The 24,864-nt window shown below is 62.6% G+C and carries 30 protein-coding genes; 20 read left to right on the top strand and 10 right to left on the bottom strand.

What is annotated here, in order from left to right:
* The 4 genes from ccoO to H6955_02095 form a co-directional block, all read right to left on the bottom strand.
* Nucleotides 1-627, bottom strand: coding sequence for a cytochrome-c oxidase, cbb3-type subunit II (gene ccoO / locus H6955_02110; GenBank protein MCP5312322.1), 627 nt, complete (start codon nucleotides 625-627; stop codon nucleotides 1-3).
* Nucleotides 628-645: 18 nt separating this feature from the next.
* Entirely contained in the window at nucleotides 646-2,079 is a 1,434-nt protein-coding gene (gene ccoN / locus H6955_02105; GenBank protein MCP5312321.1) for a cytochrome-c oxidase, cbb3-type subunit I, read from the bottom strand.
* 178 nt (nucleotides 2,080-2,257) lie between these two features.
* Nucleotides 2,258-3,022, bottom strand: a complete 765-nt coding sequence (gene fnr / locus H6955_02100) for a fumarate/nitrate reduction transcriptional regulator Fnr (GenBank protein MCP5312320.1) — start codon at nucleotides 3,020-3,022, stop codon at nucleotides 2,258-2,260.
* 147 nt (nucleotides 3,023-3,169) lie between these two features.
* Nucleotides 3,170-3,613: a sulfur globule protein CV1 gene (locus tag H6955_02095; protein MCP5312319.1), complete on the bottom strand. Its 444-nt coding sequence runs from the start codon at nucleotides 3,611-3,613 to the stop codon at nucleotides 3,170-3,172.
* A gap of 325 nt (nucleotides 3,614-3,938) precedes the next feature.
* Here H6955_02095 and H6955_02090 point away from each other — a divergent pair, with 325 nt between their 5' ends.
* From H6955_02090 to ispD, 5 genes are all read left to right on the top strand, one after another.
* Nucleotides 3,939-5,588, top strand: coding sequence for a CTP synthase (locus tag H6955_02090; protein ID MCP5312318.1), 1,650 nt, complete (start codon nucleotides 3,939-3,941; stop codon nucleotides 5,586-5,588).
* Entirely contained in the window at nucleotides 5,585-6,418 is an 834-nt protein-coding gene (kdsA, locus tag H6955_02085; GenBank protein ID MCP5312317.1) for a 3-deoxy-8-phosphooctulonate synthase, read from the top strand. The genes H6955_02090 and kdsA overlap by 4 nt, the downstream gene beginning before the upstream one ends.
* 123 nt (nucleotides 6,419-6,541) lie before the next feature.
* Nucleotides 6,542-7,819, top strand: a complete 1,278-nt coding sequence (gene eno, locus H6955_02080) for a phosphopyruvate hydratase (protein ID MCP5312316.1) — start codon at nucleotides 6,542-6,544, stop codon at nucleotides 7,817-7,819.
* 30 nt (nucleotides 7,820-7,849) lie between these two features.
* Nucleotides 7,850-8,140 (top strand): cell division protein FtsB, encoded by a 291-nt coding sequence (gene ftsB, locus H6955_02075; GenBank protein ID MCP5312315.1) that lies wholly within the window; start codon nucleotides 7,850-7,852, stop codon nucleotides 8,138-8,140.
* Complete coding sequence (gene ispD, locus H6955_02070) at nucleotides 8,133-8,855, top strand: 2-C-methyl-D-erythritol 4-phosphate cytidylyltransferase (GenBank protein ID MCP5312314.1); 723 nt, start codon at nucleotides 8,133-8,135, stop codon at nucleotides 8,853-8,855. Before ftsB ends, ispD begins: the two co-directional genes overlap by 8 nt.
* A 49-nt stretch (nucleotides 8,856-8,904) precedes the next feature.
* Here ispD and H6955_02065 read toward each other — a convergent pair whose 3' ends face one another.
* The gene (locus H6955_02065) at nucleotides 8,905-9,666 is read right to left on the bottom strand and encodes a TatD family hydrolase (protein ID MCP5312313.1); all 762 of its coding nucleotides are present in this window, start codon (nucleotides 9,664-9,666) and stop codon (nucleotides 8,905-8,907) included.
* A 62-nt stretch (nucleotides 9,667-9,728) separates the two neighbouring features.
* Here H6955_02065 and ispF point away from each other — a divergent pair, with 62 nt between their 5' ends.
* Nucleotides 9,729-10,205: a 2-C-methyl-D-erythritol 2,4-cyclodiphosphate synthase gene (ispF, locus tag H6955_02060; GenBank protein MCP5312312.1), complete on the top strand. Its 477-nt coding sequence runs from the start codon at nucleotides 9,729-9,731 to the stop codon at nucleotides 10,203-10,205.
* A complete protein-coding gene (gene truD, locus H6955_02055) occupies nucleotides 10,205-11,257 on the top strand; it encodes a tRNA pseudouridine(13) synthase TruD (GenBank protein ID MCP5312311.1) in 1,053 nt (350 codons plus the stop codon). Before ispF ends, truD begins: the two co-directional genes overlap by 1 nt.
* Nucleotides 11,258-11,263: 6 nt before the next feature.
* On the opposite strand, the gene H6955_02050 is transcribed toward truD, so the two are convergent.
* Entirely contained in the window at nucleotides 11,264-11,809 is a 546-nt protein-coding gene (locus H6955_02050) for a Smr/MutS family protein (GenBank protein ID MCP5312310.1), read from the bottom strand.
* A 118-nt stretch (nucleotides 11,810-11,927) separates the two neighbouring features.
* Here H6955_02050 and surE point away from each other — a divergent pair, with 118 nt between their 5' ends.
* The 6 genes from surE (at nucleotide 11,928) to H6955_02020 (ending at nucleotide 16,239) form a co-directional block, all read left to right on the top strand.
* On the top strand, nucleotides 11,928-12,677 hold the full coding sequence (gene surE, locus H6955_02045; GenBank protein ID MCP5312309.1) for a 5'/3'-nucleotidase SurE: 750 nt from the start codon (nucleotides 11,928-11,930) through the stop codon (nucleotides 12,675-12,677).
* Nucleotides 12,678-12,700: 23 nt separating this feature from the next.
* Nucleotides 12,701-13,333 carry a protein-L-isoaspartate(D-aspartate) O-methyltransferase gene (locus H6955_02040; protein ID MCP5312308.1) on the top strand — a complete coding sequence of 211 codons (633 nt, stop codon included), beginning with the start codon at nucleotides 12,701-12,703 and terminating at the stop codon, nucleotides 13,331-13,333.
* Nucleotides 13,334-13,912, top strand: coding sequence for a DedA family protein (locus H6955_02035; GenBank protein MCP5312307.1), 579 nt, complete (start codon nucleotides 13,334-13,336; stop codon nucleotides 13,910-13,912). It abuts the gene before it with no gap.
* 89 nt (nucleotides 13,913-14,001) lie between these two features.
* Nucleotides 14,002-14,772 carry a peptidoglycan DD-metalloendopeptidase family protein gene (locus H6955_02030; GenBank protein MCP5312306.1) on the top strand — a complete coding sequence of 257 codons (771 nt, stop codon included), beginning with the start codon at nucleotides 14,002-14,004 and terminating at the stop codon, nucleotides 14,770-14,772.
* A gap of 54 nt (nucleotides 14,773-14,826) precedes the next feature.
* The gene (rpoS, locus tag H6955_02025) at nucleotides 14,827-15,840 is read left to right on the top strand and encodes an RNA polymerase sigma factor RpoS (GenBank protein ID MCP5312305.1); all 1,014 of its coding nucleotides are present in this window, start codon (nucleotides 14,827-14,829) and stop codon (nucleotides 15,838-15,840) included.
* 108 nt (nucleotides 15,841-15,948) lie between these two features.
* Nucleotides 15,949-16,239: a segregation and condensation protein A gene (locus H6955_02020; GenBank protein MCP5312304.1), complete on the top strand. Its 291-nt coding sequence runs from the start codon at nucleotides 15,949-15,951 to the stop codon at nucleotides 16,237-16,239.
* A gap of 29 nt (nucleotides 16,240-16,268) precedes the next feature.
* Here H6955_02020 and H6955_02015 read toward each other — a convergent pair whose 3' ends face one another.
* From H6955_02015 to H6955_02000, 4 genes are read right to left on the bottom strand one after another with little or no spacing between them, the layout of a single operon-like run.
* A complete protein-coding gene (locus H6955_02015) occupies nucleotides 16,269-17,126 on the bottom strand; it encodes a peptidylprolyl isomerase (protein MCP5312303.1) in 858 nt (285 codons plus the stop codon).
* 29 nt (nucleotides 17,127-17,155) lie between these two features.
* On the bottom strand, nucleotides 17,156-17,458 hold the full coding sequence (locus tag H6955_02010) for a YciI family protein (GenBank protein ID MCP5312302.1): 303 nt from the start codon (nucleotides 17,456-17,458) through the stop codon (nucleotides 17,156-17,158).
* A 4-nt stretch (nucleotides 17,459-17,462) separates the two neighbouring features.
* A complete protein-coding gene (locus tag H6955_02005; GenBank protein ID MCP5312301.1) occupies nucleotides 17,463-18,011 on the bottom strand; it encodes a septation protein A in 549 nt (182 codons plus the stop codon).
* A 19-nt stretch (nucleotides 18,012-18,030) separates the two neighbouring features.
* Complete coding sequence (locus tag H6955_02000; protein ID MCP5312300.1) at nucleotides 18,031-18,768, bottom strand: hypothetical protein; 738 nt, start codon at nucleotides 18,766-18,768, stop codon at nucleotides 18,031-18,033.
* A gap of 109 nt (nucleotides 18,769-18,877) precedes the next feature.
* Here H6955_02000 and H6955_01995 point away from each other — a divergent pair, with 109 nt between their 5' ends.
* The 7 genes from H6955_01995 to H6955_01965 all read left to right on the top strand — a co-directional run bounded on the left by H6955_01995 (nucleotide 18,878) and on the right by H6955_01965 (nucleotide 24,862).
* Nucleotides 18,878-19,720 carry a PHP domain-containing protein gene (locus H6955_01995; protein MCP5312299.1) on the top strand — a complete coding sequence of 281 codons (843 nt, stop codon included), beginning with the start codon at nucleotides 18,878-18,880 and terminating at the stop codon, nucleotides 19,718-19,720.
* A gap of 8 nt (nucleotides 19,721-19,728) precedes the next feature.
* Nucleotides 19,729-20,352: a threonylcarbamoyl-AMP synthase gene (locus H6955_01990; protein MCP5312298.1), complete on the top strand. Its 624-nt coding sequence runs from the start codon at nucleotides 19,729-19,731 to the stop codon at nucleotides 20,350-20,352.
* Nucleotides 20,353-20,392: 40 nt separating this feature from the next.
* The gene (locus H6955_01985) at nucleotides 20,393-21,073 is read left to right on the top strand and encodes a site-2 protease family protein (protein ID MCP5312297.1); all 681 of its coding nucleotides are present in this window, start codon (nucleotides 20,393-20,395) and stop codon (nucleotides 21,071-21,073) included.
* Nucleotides 21,074-21,082: 9 nt separating this feature from the next.
* Nucleotides 21,083-22,297, top strand: a complete 1,215-nt coding sequence (locus H6955_01980; GenBank protein ID MCP5312296.1) for a tryptophan--tRNA ligase — start codon at nucleotides 21,083-21,085, stop codon at nucleotides 22,295-22,297.
* Between the two features lie 62 nt (nucleotides 22,298-22,359).
* Nucleotides 22,360-23,130, top strand: coding sequence for a segregation/condensation protein A (locus H6955_01975; protein MCP5312295.1), 771 nt, complete (start codon nucleotides 22,360-22,362; stop codon nucleotides 23,128-23,130).
* A gap of 2 nt (nucleotides 23,131-23,132) precedes the next feature.
* Nucleotides 23,133-24,020, top strand: a complete 888-nt coding sequence (gene scpB / locus H6955_01970; GenBank protein MCP5312294.1) for an SMC-Scp complex subunit ScpB — start codon at nucleotides 23,133-23,135, stop codon at nucleotides 24,018-24,020.
* Nucleotides 24,017-24,862, top strand: coding sequence for an rRNA pseudouridine synthase (locus tag H6955_01965; protein MCP5312293.1), 846 nt, complete (start codon nucleotides 24,017-24,019; stop codon nucleotides 24,860-24,862). The genes scpB and H6955_01965 overlap by 4 nt, the downstream gene beginning before the upstream one ends.
* Nucleotides 24,863-24,864 lie beyond the last annotated feature (2 nt).

The raw sequence follows: 24,864 nt of genomic DNA, 5'->3' as shown, positions 1-24,864 counted from the left end.
TCACCACTGCTTGGAAGCCAGGCCGAGACCTTGCAGGAAGGCCACCAGGGCCTGTGCTTCGGTCTTACCTTCGACTTCCTTCTGTGCGTTGGCCATATCCTGCTCGCTGTACAGCTCGCAGGTCGGGCAGGTTGCGCCGATGGCGATGTTGAGAGCCTTCATCTTCGCGGCAGTGTCTTCTCCGGTCAGTGTGGTGTTGCCGAGCCAGGGGTAGGCCGGCATGTTCGACTCAGGTACCACGTCACGGGGATTGTTCAGGTGAACGAAGTGCCAGTCATCGCTGTAGCGTCCACCGACGCGTGCGAGGTCAGGACCGGTACGCTTCGAGCCCCACTGGAAGGGATGGTCGTACACCGACTCGCCGGCCACCGAGTAGTGACCGTAGCGTTCGGTCTCGGCGCGAAACGGACGGATCATCTGTGAATGGCAGTTGTAGCAGCCTTCACGGACGTACACATCGCGTCCTTCCAGGCGTAGCGCGCTGTACTTGCTCACGCCCGGAGCCGGTGCCGTGGTATCCGACAGGAAGAACAGCGGGACAATTTCAACCAGGCCGCCGACACTGATCACCAGGATGACCAATATCGCCAGCAGGCCGACGTTCTTTTCAACGACTTCATGTGACATTGTTGATACTCCTTCGGATCAGTGGGCTGCAGCGGCCGGGATGGCGTCGTCCGCGTCAGCGGCACGTCCTTCCGAGACCGTCTTCCACGTGTTGTAGGCCATCAACAGCATGCCAAACAGGAACATGGCGCCGCCGAGCAGACGTACGTAGTAGAAGGGATAAGTGCGTTCGACCGATTCGATGAACGAGTAGGTCAGGGTGCCGTCGGCATTGACAGCGCGCCACATCAGGCCCTGCATGACACCGGCGATCCACATCGCGGCGATGTACAGCACCACACCGATGGTCGCAATCCAGAAGTGCAACTCGACCAGTTTCATGCTGGCCATGTTCACCTTACCGAACAGGCGCGGAATCAGATAGTACAAGGAGCCGATCGAAACCATCGCGACCCAGCCCAGTGCGCCGGAATGCACATGCCCGACGGTCCAGTCCGTGTAGTGCGACAGCGCGTTGACGGTCTTGATCGACATCATCGGCCCTTCGAAGGTCGACATGCCGTAGAACGACAGCGAGACGATCAGGAACTTCAGGACAGGGTCGGTGCGCAGCTTATGCCAGGCGCCGGACAGAGTCATGATGCCGTTGATCATGCCGCCCCAGGAAGGTGCGAGCAGGATCAGCGAGAAGATCATGCCTACCGACTGCGCCCAGTCGGGCAGCGCGGTGTAGTGCAGATGGTGCGGGCCCGCCCACATGTAGGTGGAGATCAACGCCCAGAAGTGCACGACCGAAAGACGATAGGAGTAGACCGGACGCCCCGCCTGTTTCGGCACGAAGTAGTACATCATTCCAAGGAATGCAGTGGTCAGGAAGAAGCCGACCGCATTGTGGCCGTACCACCACTGAACCATCGCATCGATCGCGCCCGGGTAGAAGCTGTAGCCTTTGGTCAGCGTGACCGGGATAAAGGCGCTGTTGACGATGTGCAGCACCGCAATCGTCAGGATGAATGCGCCGAAGAACCAGTTGGCGACGTAGATGTGCTTGACCTTGCGCTTCATGATGGTGCCGAAGAACACGATGGCGTACACCACCCAGACGACAGCGATCAGCAGGTCGATCGGCCACTCGAGTTCGGCATATTCCTTACCGGAGGTAATACCAAGCGGCAGGCTGATCGCGGCCAGCAGGATGACGACTGTCCAGCCCCAGAAGGTGAAGGCGGCGAGCGGTCCACCGAACAGGCGGGCCTGGTTGGTGCGCTGCACAACATAGTATGAGGTGGCAAACAGCGCCGACCCACCGAATGCAAAGATCACCGCATTTGTATGCAGTGGGCGAAGCCGGCCGTAGCTGAGGAACGAAACGCCGTCCCAAAGAAAGAAATCTGGAAAGGCCAGCTGTGCCGCAACGATGACGCCGACGAGCATCCCCACGATGCCCCAGACGACCGTCATAATCGCAAACTGGCGCACGACCTTGTAATTATATGTGGTCTGTGACTCCATTACGCGTCTCCCAAAGGATAGTGATAAAACCAGCAGCAGCCGTTTCGAGCCCGGGCGGGCGCAAACCAACTTGGCTGTGCAAGACTAAGGTGAATATCAAGCCTTGCTTTGATCTGGATCAAATTGAGCGTTTGCTAATAATCCGCAAGGATTTTCGTCGTTGCCGGCTTGAGGTAGATCAAGTCGAGGGATGGGCGCGGTGTGCCTCCAGGTGTACCTGGTGCGTCACCATCGCGCGCAGCCGCTCGATATCGAGGATCTGCACATGCTTGCGTTCCACCTTCAGGATCTCGTCCTCCTGAAAGCGTGTGAACAGTCGGCTGACCGTCTCGAGTGCCAACCCCAGGTAGCTGCCGATCTCCTGGCGTGACATGCTCAAAAAGAAGTCGGTCGCCGAAAAGCCGCGCCGCCGGAAGCGTTCCGAAAGGCTCAGGAGAAACGACGCCACGCACTCCTCGGCGGTACAGCGGCCGAGCAGTGCCATCATCTCGGCCTCGTGGCTGATCTCTTTGCTGAGCAGGCGGAACATCTGGTGCTGCAGGCTTGGGATGTTCGACGACAGGTCTTCGAGCCGTTCGAAGGGCAGTTCGCAGATCGCGGTCGTCTCCAATGCACGCGCGCTGCAGCCGTGCGAGCCGTCCTGGATCGCATCCAGACCGAGGACTTCGCCCGGAAGATGGAAGCCGACCACCTGCTCGTCGCCGTCGTTGGTCTGGGTGAAGGTCTTGACCGCTCCGGTCTTTACGACATAAAGGCTGCGGAAGGGTTCGCCGGCGCGGAAAAGGTTGTCGCCGCGCTGAAGTGGTCGATTGCGCTTGACGATGGCATCGAGTCGGTCGACGTCCTCGGGGCGGAGACCCATCGGCAGACAGAGTGTGGAAAGGCTGCAGTCGCGGCAGGCGACTTTGATCTTGTCGAGGGAGATGACGTTCTTCTCGGTCACGTTGGGTCTCTCAGTCGATCGTTGTTTCAGCACATCGATGCCTAATAACCGAATTGTGCGGGGTTTTTTGACCCTGATCAATAACCTCCGTTGGGTGCAAAAAAAACCCGTCCTGGAAATGGACGGGTTTTTTTGTCGCAACGCGGATTACTGGTTTGCAGCAGGCGCTTCGGGTGCCTGCGGCGCCACAGGTGCGCCCCAGCCGCCACCAGGACCGCCCCAACCCGGGCCACCCCAGCCGGGACCGCCGTAGCCGTAGCCAGGACCATAGCCGCCCCAGCCCGGTGCGCTGTAGTTGTAACCGCGGCCCCAGCCGTCGCCGGCGCCGTAGCCGTTGCCGTAGCCACGCATATTGGTGTTGCCACGGCCGCTCATGTTCATGCTGAAGTCGCCGCCACCGGAACCCGATGCATCACCCCAGCCGTCGCCCCAACCGGAGGTATTGCCGTAGCCGGTGCCCCGGTTGTAGTTGTTGTCCCAGTTGTTGCCGCCCCAAGGACCGCCGCCCCACCAGGCGCTGGCCGAGGACATGGTGAGTGCAGCTGCGCCCGCGACAACCGCAGCGCCGAATGCTTTTGCGAAATTCCGCATGTTGGATGACTCCTTATGTGCATTTTGCTGTGAGTGGAGGTGTGCTTCCCTGCATCGACAGTACCCGTCATTACGATGAGAGCAGTCGGCACGAGCTCGGGGGTCCTTCGTTCCGAGCATCCCACACTATAGACCAACCGGTTGTTGACCACTAGCGGCGGAAACGAAAAAAAGACTACCGGTAACGGTTTGGAATATAAGACAATAATAATGCGTATTGTGTGGTGATCGGCATGCGTTTTTTTATTCGCCGATTGAGCCGTGATTGGCCATCTGGTACCGTTTAATCCCGTCCGTTTCAACCTCCTTTCGAGCCCATCGGCGCATGGCTAAATGCATTTTTATTACGGGCGGCGTCGTGTCGTCGCTTGGCAAAGGTATTGCCTCGGCCTCCCTGGGGGCCTTGCTTGAGGCGCGTGGCCTGAAGGTCACGATGATCAAGCTCGACCCTTACATCAACGTAGACCCCGGTACGATGAGTCCTTTCCAACACGGCGAGGTCTTCGTTACCGATGATGGCGCGGAGACCGACCTCGATCTGGGCCATTACGAGCGGTTTATCCGCACGACAATGGGTCGCAACAACAATTTCACCACCGGCCAGATCTACGAGAATGTCATCCGCAAAGAGCGGCGTGGCGATTATCTGGGCGGGACGGTGCAGGTCATTCCGCACATTACCAACGAGATCAAGGAAAGCGTCCGTCTCGGGGCGGATGACGCCGATGTCGCGCTCGTGGAGATCGGTGGAACGGTCGGCGATATCGAGTCGCTGCCGTTTCTCGAGGCGATCCGCCAGATGGGTGTGGAGATGGGGCGGGAAAACGCCCTGTTCATGCACCTCACCCTGGTGCCGTACATCCCCGCGTCGGGCGAGATCAAGACCAAGCCGACCCAGCACTCGGTCAAGGAACTGCGCTCGATCGGTATCCAGCCGGACGTGTTGTTGTGTCGTGCGGACCGTCCGCTTCCGGACGGTGAGCGGCGCAAGATCGCGTTGTTCACCAACGTGCCGGAGCGTGCGGTGATTTCCGCGATCGATGCCGACAGCATCTACCGGATCCCGCTGATGCTGCATGAACAGGACCTCGACCAGATCGTTGTCGACCAGCTGCGGCTGGACGTGCCGCCGGCGGACCTGAGTGAATGGCAGGCAGTGGTCGATGGGCTCGACAAGGTCGATGGCGAAGTCGATATCGCGATGGTCGGCAAATACGTCGATCTGACCGAATCCTACAAATCGCTGAATGAAGCCCTGGTACACGCCGGCATCAAGTCAGCGCGGCAGGTCAACATCCATTACATCGACTCCGAGGTGTTGCACAAGGACGGCACCGGGAGTCTCGAGGGCATGGACGCAATCCTCGTCCCCGGTGGCTTCGGTGAACGGGGCGTCGAAGGCAAGATTGCCGCGGCGCGTTTTGCGCGAGAGAACCGCGTGCCGTATCTGGGCATCTGCCTCGGTATGCAGGTCGCGGTGATCGAATTCGCGCGCAACGTCGCAAAACTCGAAGGCGCACACAGCACGGAGTTCAATCCCGGCACACCTTATCCGGTGATCGCGTTGATCACCGAATGGTTGAACGCCGACGGTTCCATCGAACAGCGCGGGGCAGACGTCGATCTGGGTGGGACCATGCGATTGGGAGGGCAGCAGTGCCGCTTGGCCAAAGGGACGATCGCTCGCCGCCTGTACGGTCAGGATGTGATCAGTGAACGACATCGGCACCGCTACGAATTCAACAATGGTTTCCGGCAGGACCTCGAAGACGCTGGTATGAAGGTCGCAGGGACGTCGATCGATGGACGCCTTGTCGAGATGATCGAAATTCCGTCGCATCCGTGGTTCGTGGCGTGTCAGTTCCACCCAGAGTTCACCTCGACGCCGCGTTATGGTCACCCGCTGTTTCAGGGCTTCATCGAGGCGGCCGTGCAACATCACAACGAGCAGGTGCAAGAGGCGGTGTCCGCGTGAACCTCTGTGGTTTCGAAGTCGGTCTCGATCACCCGTTCTTTCTGATCGCAGGGACCTGCGTAATCGAAGGCGAGGGTTCGGCGCTGGAGGTGGCGAGCACATTGAAGGACATGACCGCCGCACTCGGCATTCCGTTCATCTACAAATCGTCGTTCGACAAGGCCAATCGTTCGTCGCATGCGAGTCCGCGCGGTCCCGGCCTGGAGGAGGGATTGCGCATTCTCGAGCGGGTGAAGACCGAGTTGGGTGTGCCGGTACTCACCGATGTCCACGAAGACACGCCGCTTGACGAGGTCGCGGCCGTCGTCGACGTGCTGCAGACACCGGCATTTCTGTGTCGGCAGACGAATTTCATTCAGAGCGTCGCGCGTGCCGGGCGACCTGTGAACATCAAGAAGGGGCAGTTTCTCGCGCCCTGGGATATGAACAACGTCGTCGACAAGGCGCGCGCCACCGGTAACTCGCAGATCATGGTGTGCGAACGCGGCGTTTCATTCGGTTACAACACCCTGGTGTCAGACATGCGCGGGCTCGCAGTGATGCGCTCGACCGGATGTCCGGTGGTGTTCGATGCAACACACTCGGTACAGCAGCCTGGCGGCCTGGGAAGCAAGTCGGGCGGACAGCGTGAACATGTGCCGGTGCTAGCGCGCGCGGCTGTCGCGGTGGGCATATCGGGTCTGTTCATGGAGACCCATCCCGATCCGGAGCACGCGCTCTCCGATGGCCCCAATTCCTGGCCGCTCGACAAGATGCAGCCGTTGCTGGAGACCCTGGTAGCAATCGACGGGGTGGTCAAACGGCGTGGCTTCATCGAACAGGAACTTTGACGTGTTCGGTCGTCTTCCGGCCGCATCCGCGTTACATCACCGATTGGCGGTCGCATCCTTGTCTGCGTTGCCGACTACCGATCGCGGCTCATTCATCTGAACCCTGAAGTTTTAGGAGTACCCATGTCCGAGATCATCGACGTCCGCGCCCGCGAAATCCTCGATTCACGGGGCAATCCCACCGTCGAGGCCGATGTGTTGACTGCCGACGGTGCGATTGGCCGCGCGGTGGCACCGTCCGGCGCATCGACCGGCTCGCGGGAGGCGCTCGAGCTGCGCGATGGTGACAAGAGCCGCTATCTCGGCAAGGGCGTGTTGACCGCGGTGGCGAACGTCAACGGTGAGATCCGCGACGCACTGTTGGACCAGGAAGTGACCGGGCAGGAGGCCATCGATCGACGCTTGATCGATCTCGATGGTACAGAGAACAAGTCCCGCCTCGGCGCCAACGCGCTCCTGGCCGCTTCGCTGGCTGCCGCGCATGCGGCGGCACAAGAGAAGGCGATGCCACTGTATCAGTCGCTGGGCAACGGTCGATTCCGCATGCCGGTACCGATGATGAACATCATCAATGGCGGCGAGCACGCAGATAACAGCGTCGACCTGCAGGAGTTCATGATCCTGCCGGTCGCCGCTGGTTCCATCCGCGAGGCCGTGCGGTACGGGGCAGAGGTGTTTCACGCGCTCAAATCGGTGCTGGGCAAACGTTCGCTCGCGACCACGGTGGGGGACGAGGGTGGCTTTGCGCCGAATCTTCGTTCCAACGAGGAGGCGATCGAGGTGATCCTCGAAGCGATCGGCAAGGCCGGTTTCAAGGCCGGCCAGGACATCTACCTGGGCCTGGACGCGGCGAGCTCGGAGTTCTACAAGGACGGCAAATACGTGCTTGCATCGGAAGGCAAGTCGTTCGACTCTGCCGGATTCGTCGAGTTTCTCGCCGGCTGGGTGGGCCAGTACCCGATCATCTCGATCGAGGACGGCATGGACGAGGGCGACTGGGATGGTTGGAAGCTGCTGACCGAGCGTCTGGGCAAGCAGATCCAGCTGGTTGGCGACGACCTGTTCGTAACCAATACCCGGATCCTCAAGGAAGGCATCGACAAGGGCATCGCCAACTCGATCCTGATCAAGTTCAACCAGATCGGCACCCTGACCGAAACGTTGCAGGCGATCCGCATGGCGCAGGACGCCGGTTACAGCGCGGTGATCTCGCACCGGTCCGGAGAGACCGAAGACACCACGATCGCCGATCTGGCCGTGGCGACTGCCACCGGCCAGATAAAGACCGGCTCCTTGTCGCGTTCCGATCGCGTCGCCAAGTACAACCAGTTGATGCGGATCGAAGACCAGCTGGGCGACGACGCCGTGTATGCAGGCAAGAGTGCCTTTCCCTGTTTCTGATTGGAATGTCGGACGGCGGTGAGCTGGAAACTGCAGCTGATATTCGGCTTCCTGCTGCTGGTGCTGATTGGGTTGCAGTATCGCCTGTGGGTCGGTGACGGCAGTCTTGCCGAGGTGCACAGCCTGAAGCGGCAACTCACGCTGCAGCGCGCCGAACTCGATGACCTGCATGAGCGCAACGCGACACTGCAGGCCGAGGTGGACGACCTCAAACACGGACTGGCAGCGATCGAGGCGAGGGCGCGCAGCGAGCTGGGCCTGATCCGCGAAGGCGAGACCTATTTCCAGCTGCTGCCGCCCACGGAAAGCGGTCGTGACTGAACCCTCATTCTGGGTCGTGGTGCCGGCCGCTGGCGTGGGTAGGCGCATGGGTGGTGCCGTTCCCAAGCAGTATCTCGACCTTGTCGGCCGACCCGTGATCGACCATGCAATCGAGCGCACGCTGATGCACCCGTCGGTCGACGGGCTTTACCTCGCCCTGAGCGACGAAGACCGGTGGTGGGAGCACACGGAGTTTGCCGGCCATCCCGATCTGGTCCGCGTGACGGGTGGCGCCGAGCGATGTCATTCGGTGTTGAATGCATTGCATGCGCTCCAGCGTCGCGCACGCCCGTCGGACTGGGTGCTGGTCCACGACGCCGCGAGGCCTTGTGTCCGGCGATCCGATATTGATCACCTGATCGATATGCTGCGTAACCACGACGTGGGCGGAATCCTCGGTTTGCCGGTGCACGACACCATGAAGCGCACCGATGCCGCGGATCGAATCGTCGAGACGGTCGTCCGCGACCATCTCTGGCGCGCCTTCACGCCACAGATGTTCCGCTTCGGGGTGTTGTTGGAGGCAATGGAAGCGGCACTCGACGCCGGCCAGCTGGTGACCGACGAGGCCAGCGCGGTCGAGTGGTCGGGGCGGACCCCGGTCATGGTCGAAGGCCACGCCGACAATCTGAAGATAACCCGCCCCGAGGACCTGCCGCTGGCGGCCTTTTTCCTGCAGCGCCAGGCAGAATCCGGCGAGCACGTGATCGCTTGACCCGGCCTTTGCGCCCGGACGCCGTCCACACGGATAGGCGATGCGGTGCTTACAGGCCGAGAACCTCGCGCGCGTTGCGCGTGGTCTGTTCAGCGACCACCGGGGCGGGCAGGTCACGCAACCTGGCGAGGGTTTCAAGTACCTCCGGAAGGTACGCCGGGCTATTGCGTTCGTAACGGTGCGATGCCACCGTCATGTCGGGCGCGTCGGTTTCCAATACGATAGCCTGCAGCGGCAGCTGCGCGGCGATACGTCGCAGCCTTGTCGAGCGTTCGAATGTCAGCATGCCGCCGAACCCGAGTCGAAAACCCATCTCCAGATAGCGTTCGGCCTGTTGAATGCTGCCGTTGAACGCGTGGCAGAAGCCGCCGTTCAGGCGAAAGCGCTTGAGCGTGTTGAGCATCGCATCGTGCGCCTTTCGAACGTGCAGGACGACCGGAAGGTGACTTGCCTCGGCGACTGCCAGCTGATCTTCGAGCAGCCGCTGCTGTACCTGTCGGTCGAGCCCGGGAACGTACCAGTCCAGGCCTATCTCGCCGATCGCGAGGGGCGGCTGGCTTGCGACGGCGTCTGCCAGCGCGTCGACGTCTTCGGGACGATGGCGATTGAGGTAGACCGGATGCATGCCCAATGCTGCATGCAGATGTGCGTCCGCCGCGCACAGCGCGACCAATCCCGGCCAGGTCGAGCGCATGACGGCCGGCACCAGCAGGTCCCGGACGCCCACGCTGCGCGCCGCCTGCAATACCTGCACCCGGTCATCGTCGAACTCTTCGACGTCGATATGACAATGCGTGTCGAACAACTGCATGTCTGAAGTTTAGCCTGACGCCGGTGTTAGAATCGCCGCCTGCTTGAGAGGTTGGGATGGCAATAATGCGGATAGGTCACGGATTCGATGCACATCGTTTCGGCGACGGAGACCAGGTAACGATCGGTGGTGTCCGGATCGCACACACGCGCGGCCTGGAGGCGCACTCTGACGGCGACGTGCTGGTCCACGCGGTGTGCGACGCATTGTTGGGCGCTGCCGCACTCGGCGACATCGGGCGGCATTTTCCCGATACCGACGATGCCTACCGCGATATCGACAGTCGCATCCTGCTTCGTCGGGTACGCGACGCACTGGCCGGGCAGGGTCTGCGGGTTTCCAATCTCGACTGCACCGTGGTTGCTCAGGCACCACGCATGGCGCCGCATATCGATACGATGCGCGCCAATCTTGCACAGGACATGGGGGTCTCGGTCGACCGCGTCAACGTCAAGGCGACGACCACGGAGCGGATGGGGTACACCGGTCGCGGCGAGGGTATCGCGGCCCACGCGGTCGTCCTGCTGACCGACCTTTGATGCCCATCCCGGAATTGCCTGAAGAACCGACGCTCGGTCTACCTCGTGCGTTCGGCGGACCAGTGCTCGACGGCGTCCTCCGACAGGTGCCCGAGGATTTTGTGGTCGTCGAGGAACTTGGGTACGAGGCATCCGGGCACGGCGAGCATGTGATGTTGAGGGTGCGCAAGCGCGGTCGCAATACGGCCGAGGTCGCGCGCCTGCTCGCGCGGCATGCCGGCGTCGCCCAGGTCGCTGTCGGTTTCGCGGGCCTGAAAGATCGCAATGCCGACACCACGCAGCATTTCAGCGTGCAACTGGCGGGTCGCGAAGCACCCGATTGGTCGCTGCTGGAGGACGATTCGCTGCAGGTCCTGTCGGCCGTACCCCATCACCGCAAGGTGCGGCGTGGCAGCCTGCGCGGCAACCGCTTCGAGATTCGCGTCACGGCGGTACGCGGTGACACGGCACAAGCTGAAGACATCTTGCAGCGAATCGCCCGCGAAGGTGTCCCCAACTATTTCGGCAACCAGCGATTCGGGCATCGCGGAGGAAATCTTCAGCGCTTCTCCGACATGATCGGACGCCGCGGCCGCAGACCGGGCCGCGAACAGCGCAGTCTGCTGTTGTCCGCCGCCAGATCGCATCTGTTCAATCAGGTTCTGGCGGCGCGGCTTGCCGACGGCAGCTGGCAATGCGCCGTCGAGGGCGACGTGCTCCAGCTGGAGGGTTCGCAACGCCAGTTCATGCATGATCCGGCCGATCCGAGCATTGCCACTCGCCTGGCCGATCTCGATATCCATCCGAGCGGTCCACTGTGCGGACGATCGGGAAGGGCCTTGCAGCCCGTGCAGCTGGCCGCCCAGCGGGAACATGATGTACTGGGGCCCTGGGCGGACTGGATCGATGCCTTGGCCCGTATGGGCGTCGATGCCGATCGGCGTGCCCTGCGCCTGGTGGTCTCGGAACTGACGTGGACGTGGCAGGAAGATGCGTTGGTGTTGACGTTCGGGCTGCCTGCCGGCGGTTATGCCACCACGGTGTTACGCGAACTTCTCCGCTCGGCCGGATAACACCACTCAGCCTGCTTGTCGTCGTTTGCCGGACAACAGGACGTACACCGCGCCGGTTCCACCGTCCCAGCGTGGCGCTGTGACGAAAGCCAACACCTCGTCGCGTTGGCGCAACCACTGATTGGTCTTCTGTTTGAGGACCGGCTGTTGGCCGTCCGAACCGCGTCCCTTGCCGTGGATGATCCGAACGCAACGCCGGCCTGCGGCAAGACTCTGTACCAGGAAGCGGTCGAGCGCCTGGCTCGCTTCGCGCACCCGCAGGCCGTGCAGGTCGAGCGTCGCGCGGGCCTCGATCACACCGCGCTGCAGGTCGTGGAATACCCGGTTCTGGATGCCGGGCCTGCGGAACTCGAGAAAATCACCGGTCTCGATCGCGAGGTCGGCAAATTCTTCGGTCGCCTCGTCACCGACCGGCAGGTTCAAGGGCTCCGGGCGTCGGCGCCGGCGGTAGGGGGCAGCGCGCTTTTCTTTCATCGGGGCGACGTCGGCCATCGCGGCGCGGAACGCTGCCTCGTCGTCGGTATCGTCGCGCTTGTCGTCCGCGTCTCCCATGCACGGGATTGAAGCGGCTCGGCGGACTGAGATCAAGATGAGGCAGTGTGGGGTTTGCAGTATCATTCCGGCTCTTGAGATCGCGCCGGACTGACGGCCGGTCGTATTCCGGGAAGGCATGCGAATTCTCCTCAGCAACGACGACGGTTACCAGGCCCCGGGCCTGCGCGCTTTGCACGTGGCGTTGTCCGGTATTGCAGAAACCGTGGTTGTCGCACCCGATCGCGATCGCAGTGGTGCGAGCAATTCGTTGACCCTCGAGCAGCCGATCAGGGCGAGTGAGGCGGAGAACGGCTTCATACGCGTCGAGGGGACGCCCACCGACTGCGTCCATCTCGCGATCACCGGGCTGCTCACCGAAGAACCCGATATGGTGGTTTCAGGTATCAACGCCGGCGCCAACATGGGCGACGATGTCATCTATTCGGGTACCGTCGCGGCGGCGACCGAGGGGCGTTTCCTCGGCTATCCGGCGATCGCGATTTCGATCGCGTCGCACACTCCGCGGCACTTCGACACCGCGGCGCGGATCGCTGTCGAAATGGTCCAGCGGCTGTGCGCCCACCCGTTGGCGTCCGACTCGATCCTGAACGTCAATGTCCCCGATCTGCCGTATGAATCGCTGAGCGGTGTCGTTGCCACGCGACTCGGGCACCGACACAAGGCCGAACCCGTGGTCAAGGCCGAAGATCCACGTGGCCGACCGATTTATTGGGTCGGACCGGCTGGCGCCGAGCAGGATGCGGGTCCAGGGACCGATTTCCACGCCGTGCGCAACGGCCAGGTATCGGTCACGCCCCTGCAGGTCGATCTCACTCGCCATCAGGCATTGTCGGGGCTTGGTGCATGGCTGGAGCGACCGCTGTGACGGCGCCCCATCTGGGTATCGGCATGACCTCGCAGCGCACTCGTGAGCGTCTGATTCAACGGCTGCGCGAAGAGGGAATCCGCGATCCGCGGGTTCTCGAGCGCATACGCAACACGCCGCGCCACCTATTCGTAGACGAAGCGCTGGCGAGCCGCGCGTACGAAGACACGGCCCTTCCGATCGGCAGTGGCCAGACATTGTCGCAACCTTACATCGTTGCGCGGATGACCGAGGCCTTGCTGCAGGGTGGGGCCTTGGAAAATGTGCTCGAAGTGGGCACCGGGTCGGGTTATCAGACGGCGGTGCTGGCGCCGCTGGTGCGCCGGGTATACACAGTCGAGCGTGTCAAGACATTGCTCGACAGCGCGCGGCGACGGTTCCAGCGTCTGGATATGCGCAACATCGTCACCAAGCACACCGACGGCGGTCTTGGGCTTCCCGAGTATGCACCGTTCGACGGCATCATCGTGACCGCGGCGCCCGAGGGGATTCCACGTGCCCTGGTTGAACAGTTGCGTCCCGGCGGATGCATGGTGCTGCCGGTTGGCAGGCGCGAGGAGCAGGCCCTGGTGCGGGTCACCCGCACGGCTGACGGCTACGAGCATGAGATGCTCGAGCGGGTCAGTTTCGTACCCTTGCTCGACGGGGTCTGCTGAGTGAAGATTTTTTCGCCACTGTATGCGCGCGCGATGCGTTGGGCCCGTCACCCGCGCGCGCCGTGGTATCTCGGCGGCCTGAGTTTCGCGGAGTCGTCGTTCTTCCCGATCCCTCCGGACGTCATGCTCGCGCCAATGAGCATGGCGCAACCGCGACGGGCAATCGGGTTCGCGGCGTTGACCACGCTCACCTCGGTGCTGGGCGGCATGTTCGGTTATCTGATCGGCATGTTCGCGTTCGAACTTGTCGAGGCATGGATCCAGGGTGGCAGATACGCCGAGCCCTTCGCGCTGTCCCGGCAGTGGTTCGAAGAATGGGGCGTCTTGGCGATATTCGCTGCCGGTTTTTCCCCGATCCCATACAAGATATTCACGATCACCGCCGGCCTGCTCAGTATGTCGTTTCTGCCGTTCGTGATGGCTTCGTTCGTCGGTCGAGGGTTGCGGTTCTTCCTGGTCGCGCTGTTGATGGCCTGGGGCGGCACACGCATGGAGGAACGACTGCATCGCTGGATAGATTGGCTGGGTTGGTTGACGGTGGCCCTGCTGGTCATCATAGTCCTGCTGTACAGGTTCTGATCGAGCGCAGGATAGAAGCGGGGATCTTGAGGCAGGAGTTCAATCCGAACCGGCTGGACAGTGCGTCGACGCGGGTGTCTGTGCGCCCGCTGCGGCTGTGTTGTGCGGCACTGTCGCTGTTGTTGCTTGCGGCATGCACGGCCAGCTGGCGTGCGCCGGTGGAGTCGCGTGGTCAACGTACAGTGGCGCGGCCGGCACCGCCCTCGCGTCCGTCCATCAGCGGCGATAGTTATCGCGTGCAGCGAGGCGATACCTTGTACGGCATCGCTTGGCAGAGTGGGATCGACTATCGGGCGATCGCCGCGTGGAACGGCATTCGTGCGCCGTACCGGATCTACGCCGGACAGTCGCTGCGCTTGCGTCCACCACCACCCGTGCGAACACCACCTGCTCCGCCTGCTCCGCGGCCGAGTACTCAGGCACGCGCGCCGCGCGTGTCGCCTCCGGGACCTTCACCCTCTTCACCCTCACCCTCGTCGACGGTGCGCGCGCTGCAATGGCACTGGCCGGTACAAGGCCGCGTCGTATCCACGTTTCGCAAAGACGATCCGCTGCGCAAGGGCGTAAAAATTGCCGGCAAGGCCGGCGATCCGATTCGTGCCGCCGAGAATGGCAAGGTCGTTTACAGCGGGAGTGGACTGATCGGCTACGGGCGGCTTATCATCGTCAAACATAACGACAATTTCCTGAGTGCCTATGGGCACAACAGGAAGATTCTGGTCGCAGAAGGTGACCAGGTTACCAAAGGACAGAAGATTGCAGAGATGGGTACCGCGAACAACGGCGATGCCTTGCTGCATTTCGAGATCAGGCGTGACGGTAAGCCGGTGGATCCGGTAAGTCTGCTGCCGCGGCGCTGAACGCCAGTCGGTCCGACCGTCCGTCGATTTTTGGCTGAATAGGGTGGAGGGGGCATGCCGGCGAAACGCGACGACGTTGAACTCGATGCTGACGAGGACATCGACGGGGACGACGTAGATGTGGGAATCGACACCAACGATCCTAAGGATCTGGAAATCGTCGACGCGGTCGAAGAAGAATCAGAGAGCAGCGATGAAGGGGAGAGCCGCTATGCGGCCGGAGAGATCCCGGATAGCCAGCTCGATGCGACCCGCCTCTATCTGAACGAAATCGGCTTCTCCAAACTGCTGACGGCAGAAGAGGAAGTGTATTACGCGCGGCTGGCCCAGAAGGGTGACGTCGCCGCCAGGCGACGCATGATCGAGTGCAACCTGCGCCTGGTCGTGAAGATCGCACGCCGCTACATGAACCGCGGTCTGGCTTTGCTCGACCTGATCGAAGAGGGCAACCTCGGTCTGATCCGCGCGGTCGAGAAATTTGACCCGGAACGGGGTTTCCGCTTCTCGACCTACGCCACTTGGTGGATTCGCCAGACGATCGAGCGCGCGATCATGAACCAGACGCGCACCATTCGACTGCCGATCCACGTGGTCAAGGAAATCAACGTCTATCTGCGCGCGGCGAGACAACTCACGCAAACCCTCGACCACGAGCCGACGGCGGAAGAGATCGCTGATCTGCTCGATCGACCGATCGACGAAGTCAAGCGCATGCTCGGACTCAACGAACGTGTGACCTCGGTCGACACGCCATATGGCAAGGAAGCGGACAAACCCCTGCTCGACACGATCGCCGACGAAAATGCGACCGATCCCACCGAGCATATCCAGGCTGACGACATCTCGGGCCATCTCGATGAATGGTTGTCGAAACTGAACGACAAGCAGCGAGAGGTAGTGGAACGCCGCTTTGGCCTGCACGGATACGAAAACTCGACGCTCGAACAGGTGGCAAATGAATTGGGCGTGACCCGTGAGCGGGTCAGGCAGATCCAGATGGACGCGTTGAAGCGCCTGCGCGGTATCCTCGAACAGGAAGGTTTTTCGATCGACACCATCTTCAAGTGAGCGGCGCGGACCGGGACCGTGGCGCGCCGCTAATGGCTCAACGGACACGTGGATTCTGGGCAATCCGTTCGGGTATGCTGACTTCCGCAATTCGTGGAGGCAGTCGGCATGGGCGATCCGAGCAAGAAAGAACGCGAGATCCTGGTGGTGATGCGCAAGGTACTGGCGCAGATCATCAAGGACACCACTCCGCCCAGTCGGGCGATGAAGCATCCGCTATCCGAACAGACCATCGAGGACGTGCGCCACTGCCTGGGGCTGATCTCCCTGCGTGAACGCGAACTGGCGGATGCCGCCGGGGTTGCTCAGGAGCGGCCGTATTTCACTGACGAGAAACCGACCGCCGAAGTGGTGCCGATCGGCAAGATCGGCCGCCCGCCGCAGAAGTCCGACGACTGATCGGACAGGCGAGGACGGCCGGCGCCGCGTCATTCCTCCAGGCGCTGCACTTCGATCTTGGTCTTGTCTCTGATGGCTGCAACCAGCTTCGCGACCTGCTCCTGACGAATCTGCTGCTCGATCTCGCTGCGCACTGACTCAAGGCTCGGAGGTGGGACCTCGCGGCTCTGTTCGCGCAGGATTACATGCCATCCGAACTGGGTCTTGACCGGCGTCTTGCTGTACTGCCCGTCGGCAAGCTCCTGCGTGGCATGTGAGAACGCGCTCACCATTTCGTCGCCGGCGAACCATCCCAGATCGCCACCGACCGATTTGCTCGGTCCGGTCGAACGTTCACTGGCGAGTTCGGCAAAATCCTTTCCGGCGTCCAGTGCGGCAATGACGTCGCGCGCATCGGCCTCGTTTTCCAGCAGGATGTGGCGTGCCTTGTACTCGACGCCGGGCGCCGCGTACTCGGCGTCGTAGATCGACTTTACCTGTGCCTCGTCGATCGGCGACTTCTCCAGTGCGGAGCGCACATACGTCTGCGCGATCAGTCGCGCGCGCGCGACCTCCAGAGCGGCCTCCACCTCGGGTTCTTTGGCGAGCGCCTGGCCTTCGGGCGAGTTGGCCACCATGAAGTTGTTCACCAACTCGTTGAGGAGGCGCAGTTGTTCCTCGGGGTCCTGCGGGTCCCGCCCGGTCTGACTGGCGAACAGCGCAAAATGCAGGTTGTTCAGCATGAAGTCGTCGATCTTCACCAGCGGCTGCGGCGGTTCGACGGATTCGGCACCGGCCGCGCCGGCCATGACGATCGCGAGTGCGAGGCCGGCGGCGCGCAACGGAGCGAAAGCACTACGTGGAATGTAAGGCGAATGCCGCTTGATCGACGGCGTGTCGTACTGCATTTGAGGGTCCTCCGGCTGCGCTCGCAGCCTTATCGCGGAAATACCTGTTTGAATGGTTTGACCGTCACGCCGGCATATACGCCGGCGGCCACGTACGGGTCGGCGTCGGCCCAGGCTTTGGCTTCTTCCAGGCTGGGGAACTCAGCGACAACCAGGCTGCCGGTAAAACCGGCGTCGCCCGGGTCGCTGGCATCGATTGCGGGATTGGGCCCGGCGAGCACCAGTCTGCCTTGGCGCTGCAGTTCCTCGAGGCGTTCGATGTGCGCGGGACGCGCACCTTTGCGCAGCAGCAGGCTGTTGGAGACATCGGTGCTGACGATTGCATAGAGCATCGGTTCAGTCCTCGTTCGTCGGGGTATCGGTTTGAATGAAACGCGCCAGGAAAAAACCTTGAGCGAGCATGAACAGCAGCGTCAGGCCGAGGAAGCCGAACAGCTTGAAGTTTACCCACACGTCTTCCGGGAAGTTGTAGGCGACATACAGATTGATTACGCCCATCACAAAGAAGAACGCGACCCAGGCCATATTGAGCCGCGCCCAGGCACTGTCCGGCATGCTCACGGCGTGGTCCATCATGCGGCGCAGCAGGCTGCGTTCCATGAACAGCTGGGAGACCAGGAATGCCGCACCGAAGAGCCAGTTGACCACGGTCGGTTTCCACTTGATGAAGGTCGGATCGCGAAGCGCCAAAGTGAGTCCGCCGAACACGACCAGCAATCCAAGGGTGACCCAGTGCATGGTCTCGACCGTGCCGTGCCGCAGCTTGTTGTACGCCACCTGTAGCACCGCAGCGGCGATTGCCACCTGGGTCGCTACATAGATATCGAACAACTGGTAGGCGATGAAAAACAGCAGGACAGGGAAGAGATCGGCCAGCATCTTCATGACAACGACCGCCGTCTGTTCAGTGCAGGTGCCGCGGTGCCGCATACGCCAGGAAATAGCGGCGCATCAGCTCCTGTACGTGTTTGGGGTAGTCGACCACGGCCATCTGCTCCATCCCTTCGGCAAAGAAGCGCCGTGCCTCGTTCGGCAGCTGTTCCACAATTGCATCGAACGCCTGCTGCATCAGTTCCGGATTGTGGCTGCGCGTAGCCACGATCGCGCGGTTGAGCAGCAGCAGCCGCCACGGCTTCAGTGCCTCTTCGGCCAGTGTCTCATCGTAGGCGAGCGGACTGACCGCTTCGACCAGCTCGCAGCAGCATGCGTACAGTGCGGCCATGTCCTGCGGGCTCTTGGATTCGTTCGCGAACTGTGCGAGCGCATTGACGACCGGCGCCAGACGTCGGATCTCTCCGCCGCTGCGCGCGACCCACAGCGCAAGCGGTAGGCTCAGGCACTCGACTTCCGCCGCCAGCGATGCCTGACCCACGTCACGCGCAAGCTGTGCCAGTTCGTCGAGCAGATGCAGGCCGTATTCTGTCAGCGTATTCAATTCTCCGGCACTCAACCCGGAGTCCGCATCCGAATCGCGGTGGTCACCCAGCATGTCGACCAGCTGCGCCATCGCATCGCGCAACAGCGCCGGCGTGTCGATCTCGCCCGGGGTGAAACCTGCGGCGTCGCGCGCTTCTCGCACCCGCGCCGCAAGCTCGCGGAACTGGTCGCGCAGGTAGACGAGATCGACGGGTGGAATACTCATGCGGGGCGAGTGTAGCACGCGCATCGAACCGGTCGGCGGCACGGCGTCGCAGTCCGCCGGGCAACGTCGCTGCGAACGCCGGCGGCGCGTACTGATACAATGCGCGGTTATGCCGAGCCGATACGATCTTCACGCCCATTCCACCGCTTCCGACGGCAGTCTGTCGCCGGCACAGCTCATGCAGCGGGCGCATGCAGCGGGTATCGAGGTCATGGCGCTGACCGATCACGATACCCTCGACGGGCTCACCGAGGCGTCCACGGCGGCCGCTTCGCTGGGCATGGCGTTCGTCCCCGGTGTCGAGGTGTCGGTCAGCTGGCAGAAGCTGACCATCCATGTCCTCGGGCTCGGTGTCTCCAGTGATTGCGAGGTCCTGCAGAAGGGCCTCGCCGGCCTGCGCGAATTCCGCGATTGGCGGGCCCAGGAGATCGGCCGTCGGCTCGGTGACGCCGGCGTCTCGGATGCGTTCGAGGGTGCCCGCGCACTGTCCGGCGGGCGCCTGATCAGCCGCACGCATTTCGCGCGCTTTCTGGTCGATCGCGGGCATGCGCCGGACGTGCGCAGCGTGTTCCGGCGCTTCCTGGTCAGTGGCAAACCGGGGCACGTGTCGGGGCGGTGGGCCTCCCTGGAGGATGCGGTGAGCTGGATCCGTACCGCCGGTGGTGATGCGGTGATCGCACACCCGGCGCGTTATCCGCTCACCCGAAGCAAGCTGCGTCGCCTGCTCGGTGAATTCGTTGAGGTGGGTGGTGCGGGTCTCGAAGTGGTCTCGGGGAGCCACAGCCGCGACGACTATTTCACGATGGCGGCACACGCCCGGGACTTCGGCCTGCGCGCCTCGGCGGGTTCCGACTACCACGGTCCCGAACACCCCTGGATCGAGCTGGGGCATCTGCCGGAACTCCCGGATGGTTGTAAACCAATTTGGAAGGAATGGCAGATAAGCCATTGAATTAATATATGTCGCAGTTCTTCCAGGTCCACCCGGACAATCCCCAGGTGCGTCTGATCCGGCAGGCCGCCGAGATCGTCCGCGACGGCGGCGTCATCATCTACCCGACCGATTCCAGCTACGCGATCGGGTGCCACATCGGCGATAAATCGGCTATCGACCGGATTCGCCAGATCCGCCGCCTGGACGACGATCACAATTTCACGTTGATCGGGCGCAGTCTCTCGGAGTTGTCCGCGTATACCAAACTGGACAATCAGGCACACCGCTTGATCAAGAACCTGACCCCGGGTCCCTACACCTTCATCCTGAAGGCGACCAAACAGGTGCCCAAGCGGCTCATGCACCCGAAGCGCAAGACGATCGGTGTGCGAATTCCCGATAACAAGGTCGCGCTGGCGCTGCTCGACGAACTCAACGAACCGCTGCTCAGCAGCACCCTGATCCTGCCCGGAGACGATCTGCCGATGACCGATCCCTACGACATGCGGCAGACGCTGGGGCATGCCGTGGACCTGATCATCGACGGCGGCTACTGTGGTTTCGAGCCGACCAGCGTCATCGACCTGCACGAAGACACGCCACGGGTCCTGCGGATCGGCAAGGGCGATGTCGCCCTGTTGCTGGGTTGACCGGGCCGCACGGCCACCTCGCAGGGATATAATCCGGCGCATGGAAGAACTGAATCTGGTGCAGCGCATCGCGGTGTGGGCGTTGCCGCTGATCTTCGCGGTGACCGTGCACGAGGCGGCACACGGGTGGGTCGCCGACCGGTTGGGGGATCCGACCGCGCGCAAACTGGGTCGGATCACGTTCAATCCGATCCCGCATATCGATCTTGTCGGCACCATTCTGGTGCCGGTCGCGATGCTGGCGCTGACCGGATTCCTGATCGGGTGGGCCAAACCGGTCCCCGTGGTGCCCGCGAGGCTGCGGGAACCCAGGCGGGACATGGCGATCGTCGCGGCGGCCGGTCCCGGAGTGAACCTGTTGATGGCGCTGGGATGGTCGCTGGTGCTGCTGTTTGCCCATCGCCTGATCCACACGTTGCCGGCCGTCGCGATGCCGTTGCTGCTCATGGCGGTAGCCGGCGTATTCGTCAACCTGGTGCTGATGGCCCTGAATCTGCTGCCGGTTCCGCCGCTGGACGGCGGCAGGATTCTTACCGGGCTCTTGCCGCCCGGTGCCGCGCGGGTATTCGCGCGCATCGAACCGTTCGGCCTGGCGATCCTGATTGCTTTGCTGGTCACCAATGTACTGGGGATGATCCTGGGTCCGGTGGTGTTTGGCGCCATTGCGCTGCTGCCCGGTTCCGACCTCGTGTTGGGTATACTGCCCACCTTGTTTCCATAGGAGAGAGTCTTGCCTGCCGTCGCTGCGCAACATGCCCGCGTGTTATCCGGCATGCGTCCCACCGGGCGCCTGCACCTCGGTCATTATCACGGCGTGCTGAAGAACTGGGTCGAACTGCAACACGAGTACCAGTGCTTCTTCTTCGTTGCCGACTGGCATGCGTTGACCACGCACTACGACGATCCCGGGATGATCCCGCAGAGCACCTGGGACATGGTCATCGACTGGCTGGCGGCCGGCGTGAATCCCGGTGAGGCGACACTGTTCGTGCAGTCGCGTGTGCCCGAACACGCCGAGCTGCACCTGCTGCTGTCGATGATCACCCCGCTCGGCTGGCTGGAGCGGGTGCCGACCTACAAGGATCAACAGGACAAGCTCAAGGAGAAGGACCTCTCGACCTACGGATTCCTCGGTTATCCGCTGCTGCAGTCGGCGGACATCCTGGTGTACCGCGCCGGGCTCGTACCGGTAGGGGACGATCAGGTCGTGCATGTGGAACTGACCCGCGAGATCGCCCGTCGTTTCAATCACATCTACGGACGCGAACCCGATTTCGAGGAAAAGGCCGAGCAGGCGATCAAGAAGATGGGCAAGAAGAACGCCAAGCTGTACAACAGTTATCGGCGCGCCTATCAGGAGCAGGGCGACGACGATGCGCTGGCCGCGGCGCGCGCGCTGCTCGACTCGCAACAGAACATCGGGATCGCCGACCGCGACCGCCTGTTCGGTTATCTCGAGGGCGGCGGCATGGTGATCCTGCCGGAGCCTCAGCCATTGCTGACAAAGGCGTCGAAGATGCCCGGTCTGGACGGCCAGAAGATGTCCAAGTCGTACGGCAATACGATCCCACTGGACGCGGCGCCGGAACTGGTCGACAGACAGCTGCGCACCATGCCGACCGACCCGGCGCGGGTGCGGCGGACGGATCCTGGAAATCCGGAGGTTTGTCCGGTCTGGCAATTCCATCAGGTCTACTCGGATCAGGGTGTCATGGACTGGGTCCAGAAGGGGTGTCGATCGGCGTCGATCGGTTGCATCGAGTGCAAGCAACCGGTGATCGACGCGGTGCTCGCGGAACTCAAGCCGATTCAGGAGCGTGGTCGCGAATACGCCGAGCAACCGGACCTGGTGCACAACATCCTCAACGAGGGCTGCGAGCATGCGCGCGAGGTGGCGCGCGAGACCATGGAAGAGGTGCGCCATGCCATGTCGCTCGACTACTGAGCCGCGTGGAAGCCACCGTGTCTGAAGCGCCGGCCGAAGCCGTCTCTCCGCAGCAGCAGGAGATGCCCTTCGCGGTCGTCCAGGGGCAACCTCAGTACACGCTGCCGAAGGACCTCTATATCCCGCCTGACGCACTCGAGGTGTTTCTCGATGCGTTCGAGGGACCGCTGGATCTGCTGCTGTACCTGATCCGACGCCAGAACCTCGACATCCTGGACATTCCGATTGCCGATATCACTCGGCAATACATGGAATACATCGAGATGATGCAGGAGTTGCGTTTCGAGCTGGCGGCCGAATACCTCGTGATGGCCGCGATGCTCGCCGAGATCAAGTCGCGCATGCTGCTGCCGCGGGTGGAGACCGCCGAAGACGACGAGCACGACCCGCGTGCAGAACTGATCCGCCGCTTGCAGGAGTATGAACGCTTCAAACAGGCCGCCGAGGATATCGGCGAGTTGTCGCAGCTCGGGCGCGACGTGTTTCCGGTCAGTGTTGCCGTACCATACAAGCACGTCGATCAGACCCCGCCTGACGTGGATCTCAAAGAGGTCCTGCTGGCGCTGAAAGACGTACTGCATCGCGCGGATCTGTTCAGCAGTCACCACGTGAGCCGCGAGCCCTTGTCGCTGCGCGAACGCATGAGCCGCGTGCTGGAATCGGTCGCCGGCGACCGGTTCACCCAGTTCACCGACCTGTTCGATGTAGGCGAAGGTCGGGCGGGTGTCGTGGTGACGTTCATGGCGGTCCTCGAACTGATCAAGCAGCAGCTGATCGAACTGGTGCAGGCGGAATCGTTCGCGCCGATCCACGTCAGGGCGCGCGGGGGGTGAGCATGGCGGAAACGACTGAACTGAAGAACATCGTCGAAGCGGCGCTGCTGGCCGCCGGCAGGCCTTTGTCCATCGAGGCGATCCAGGCGCTGTTTCCCGAGATCGAGTGCCCGGACAGGAACCAGCTGCGTGCCGCGCTCGAGGAGCTGTCCAGCGACTATGCGGGGCGCGGGATCGAGGTCGCCGAGGTCGCGAGCGGTTGGCGCATCCAGGTGCGCGAGAACTGCTCCCCCTGGGTCTCGCGGTTGTGGGAAGAGCGGCCGGCACGTTACTCGCGGGCGCTGCTCGAGACCCTCGCGCTGATCGCCTACCGGCAACCGATCACGCGTGGCGAAATCGAGGACATCCGGGGCGTGTCGGTCAGTACCAACATCATCAAGACGCTGATGGAGCGCGAATGGGTGCGGGTCGTCGGTCATCGCGATGTGCCTGGCAGGCCCTCGCTATACGGCACCACGCGCGACTTCCTCGACTATTTCGGTCTCAAATCGCTGGACGAGCTGCCGACCCTGGCCGAACTGCGGGACCTGGACGAGATCAACCGCGAACTGGATCTCGGCGATCCCGAGGCGGCCGGCGAATCGCAGCAGGTCGGCGATGAGGTGCCTGCGGGCGACGCCAGCGAAGCGCAAGAGGGTGCTGCAGATACGCACGGCGCGGCGGAGGCATTGGAGGCGTCGGAAGCACCTGGCAAAGAGGCCGCGGCGGCCGTCGAAACCGATCTCGCAGCCGAGTCGCAAGACCCGGAGACGTCGCGCCCGGTCGGCGACGAAGACGCGGCTGGCCCCGATGACCCCGCGGCGGTGGCGGCCGATGCCGGTGAGAGTGCGGATATCGAGTCCGACTGGACGGACCGGGTCGCCGCCGACGTGGTGCCCGAGCCGCGATGAACGCGACGTCGGCGCCGGGTGAACGCCTGCAGAAGCTGCTGGCGAACGCCGGACTTGGCTCACGCCGTCAGCTTGAGACCCTGATCAGCGAGGGTCGGGTAAAGGTCAATGGGAAGATCGCACACCTCGGCGATCGCGCTTGCGCTGACGACCGTATCGAGGTGGACGGCAAGCCGGTCGGCAGCAAGCGCCTGCAGATCAACCAACGCTACGCCATTATCTACAACAAGCGCGAGGGCGAACTGGTCACGCGTCGCGATCCAGAGGGACGCGAAACGGTTTTCGACCACCTGCCGCGACTGCCTTCCGGCCGCTGGATCGCCGTCGGCCGCCTCGATGTCAACAGCGCCGGGTTGCTGTTGTTCTCGAACGATGGCGAACTGGCCAATCGCTTGATGCACCCGCGCACGCAGATCGAACGCGAGTATGCGGTAAGGGTGAACGGCGAGGTCACGCCCGAGATGGTCAAGCGCCTGGTCAATGGCGTGGAACTCGAGGACGGGCCGGCGCGTTTCGAAGACGTCGTAGACGCGGGCGGCGAGGGCAGCAACCGTTGGTTTCACTTGGTGATCATGGAGGGTCGCAAGCGCGAGGTCCGTCGTCTCTGGGAGGCGGTGGGGGTCACTGTGTCGCGCCTAAAACGCGTGCGCTATGGCCCTGTCGTGCTCGACAGCAGCGTCAAGGCCGGGCAATGGCGCGAGTTGACACCCGAGGAACGCCGGGTGTTGTTGCAGTCCGTGGGGCTCAAACAGGATCGCCCCTGGGGGAGTCTGGTCGCGAAACCAACGAAGGCGCCAGCCAAAGCCGCGGGGTCGCCGTGGAAAACCCGCCGCAAACGGTAACT

Source organism: Chromatiaceae bacterium (assembly GCA_024235395.1).
In the GTDB taxonomy this organism is placed as follows: domain Bacteria; phylum Pseudomonadota; class Gammaproteobacteria; order Chromatiales; family Chromatiaceae; genus Thiosocius.
The sequence above is the reverse complement of the archived record's forward strand: the minus strand, read 5'-3'. Positions and strand labels throughout refer to the sequence as shown.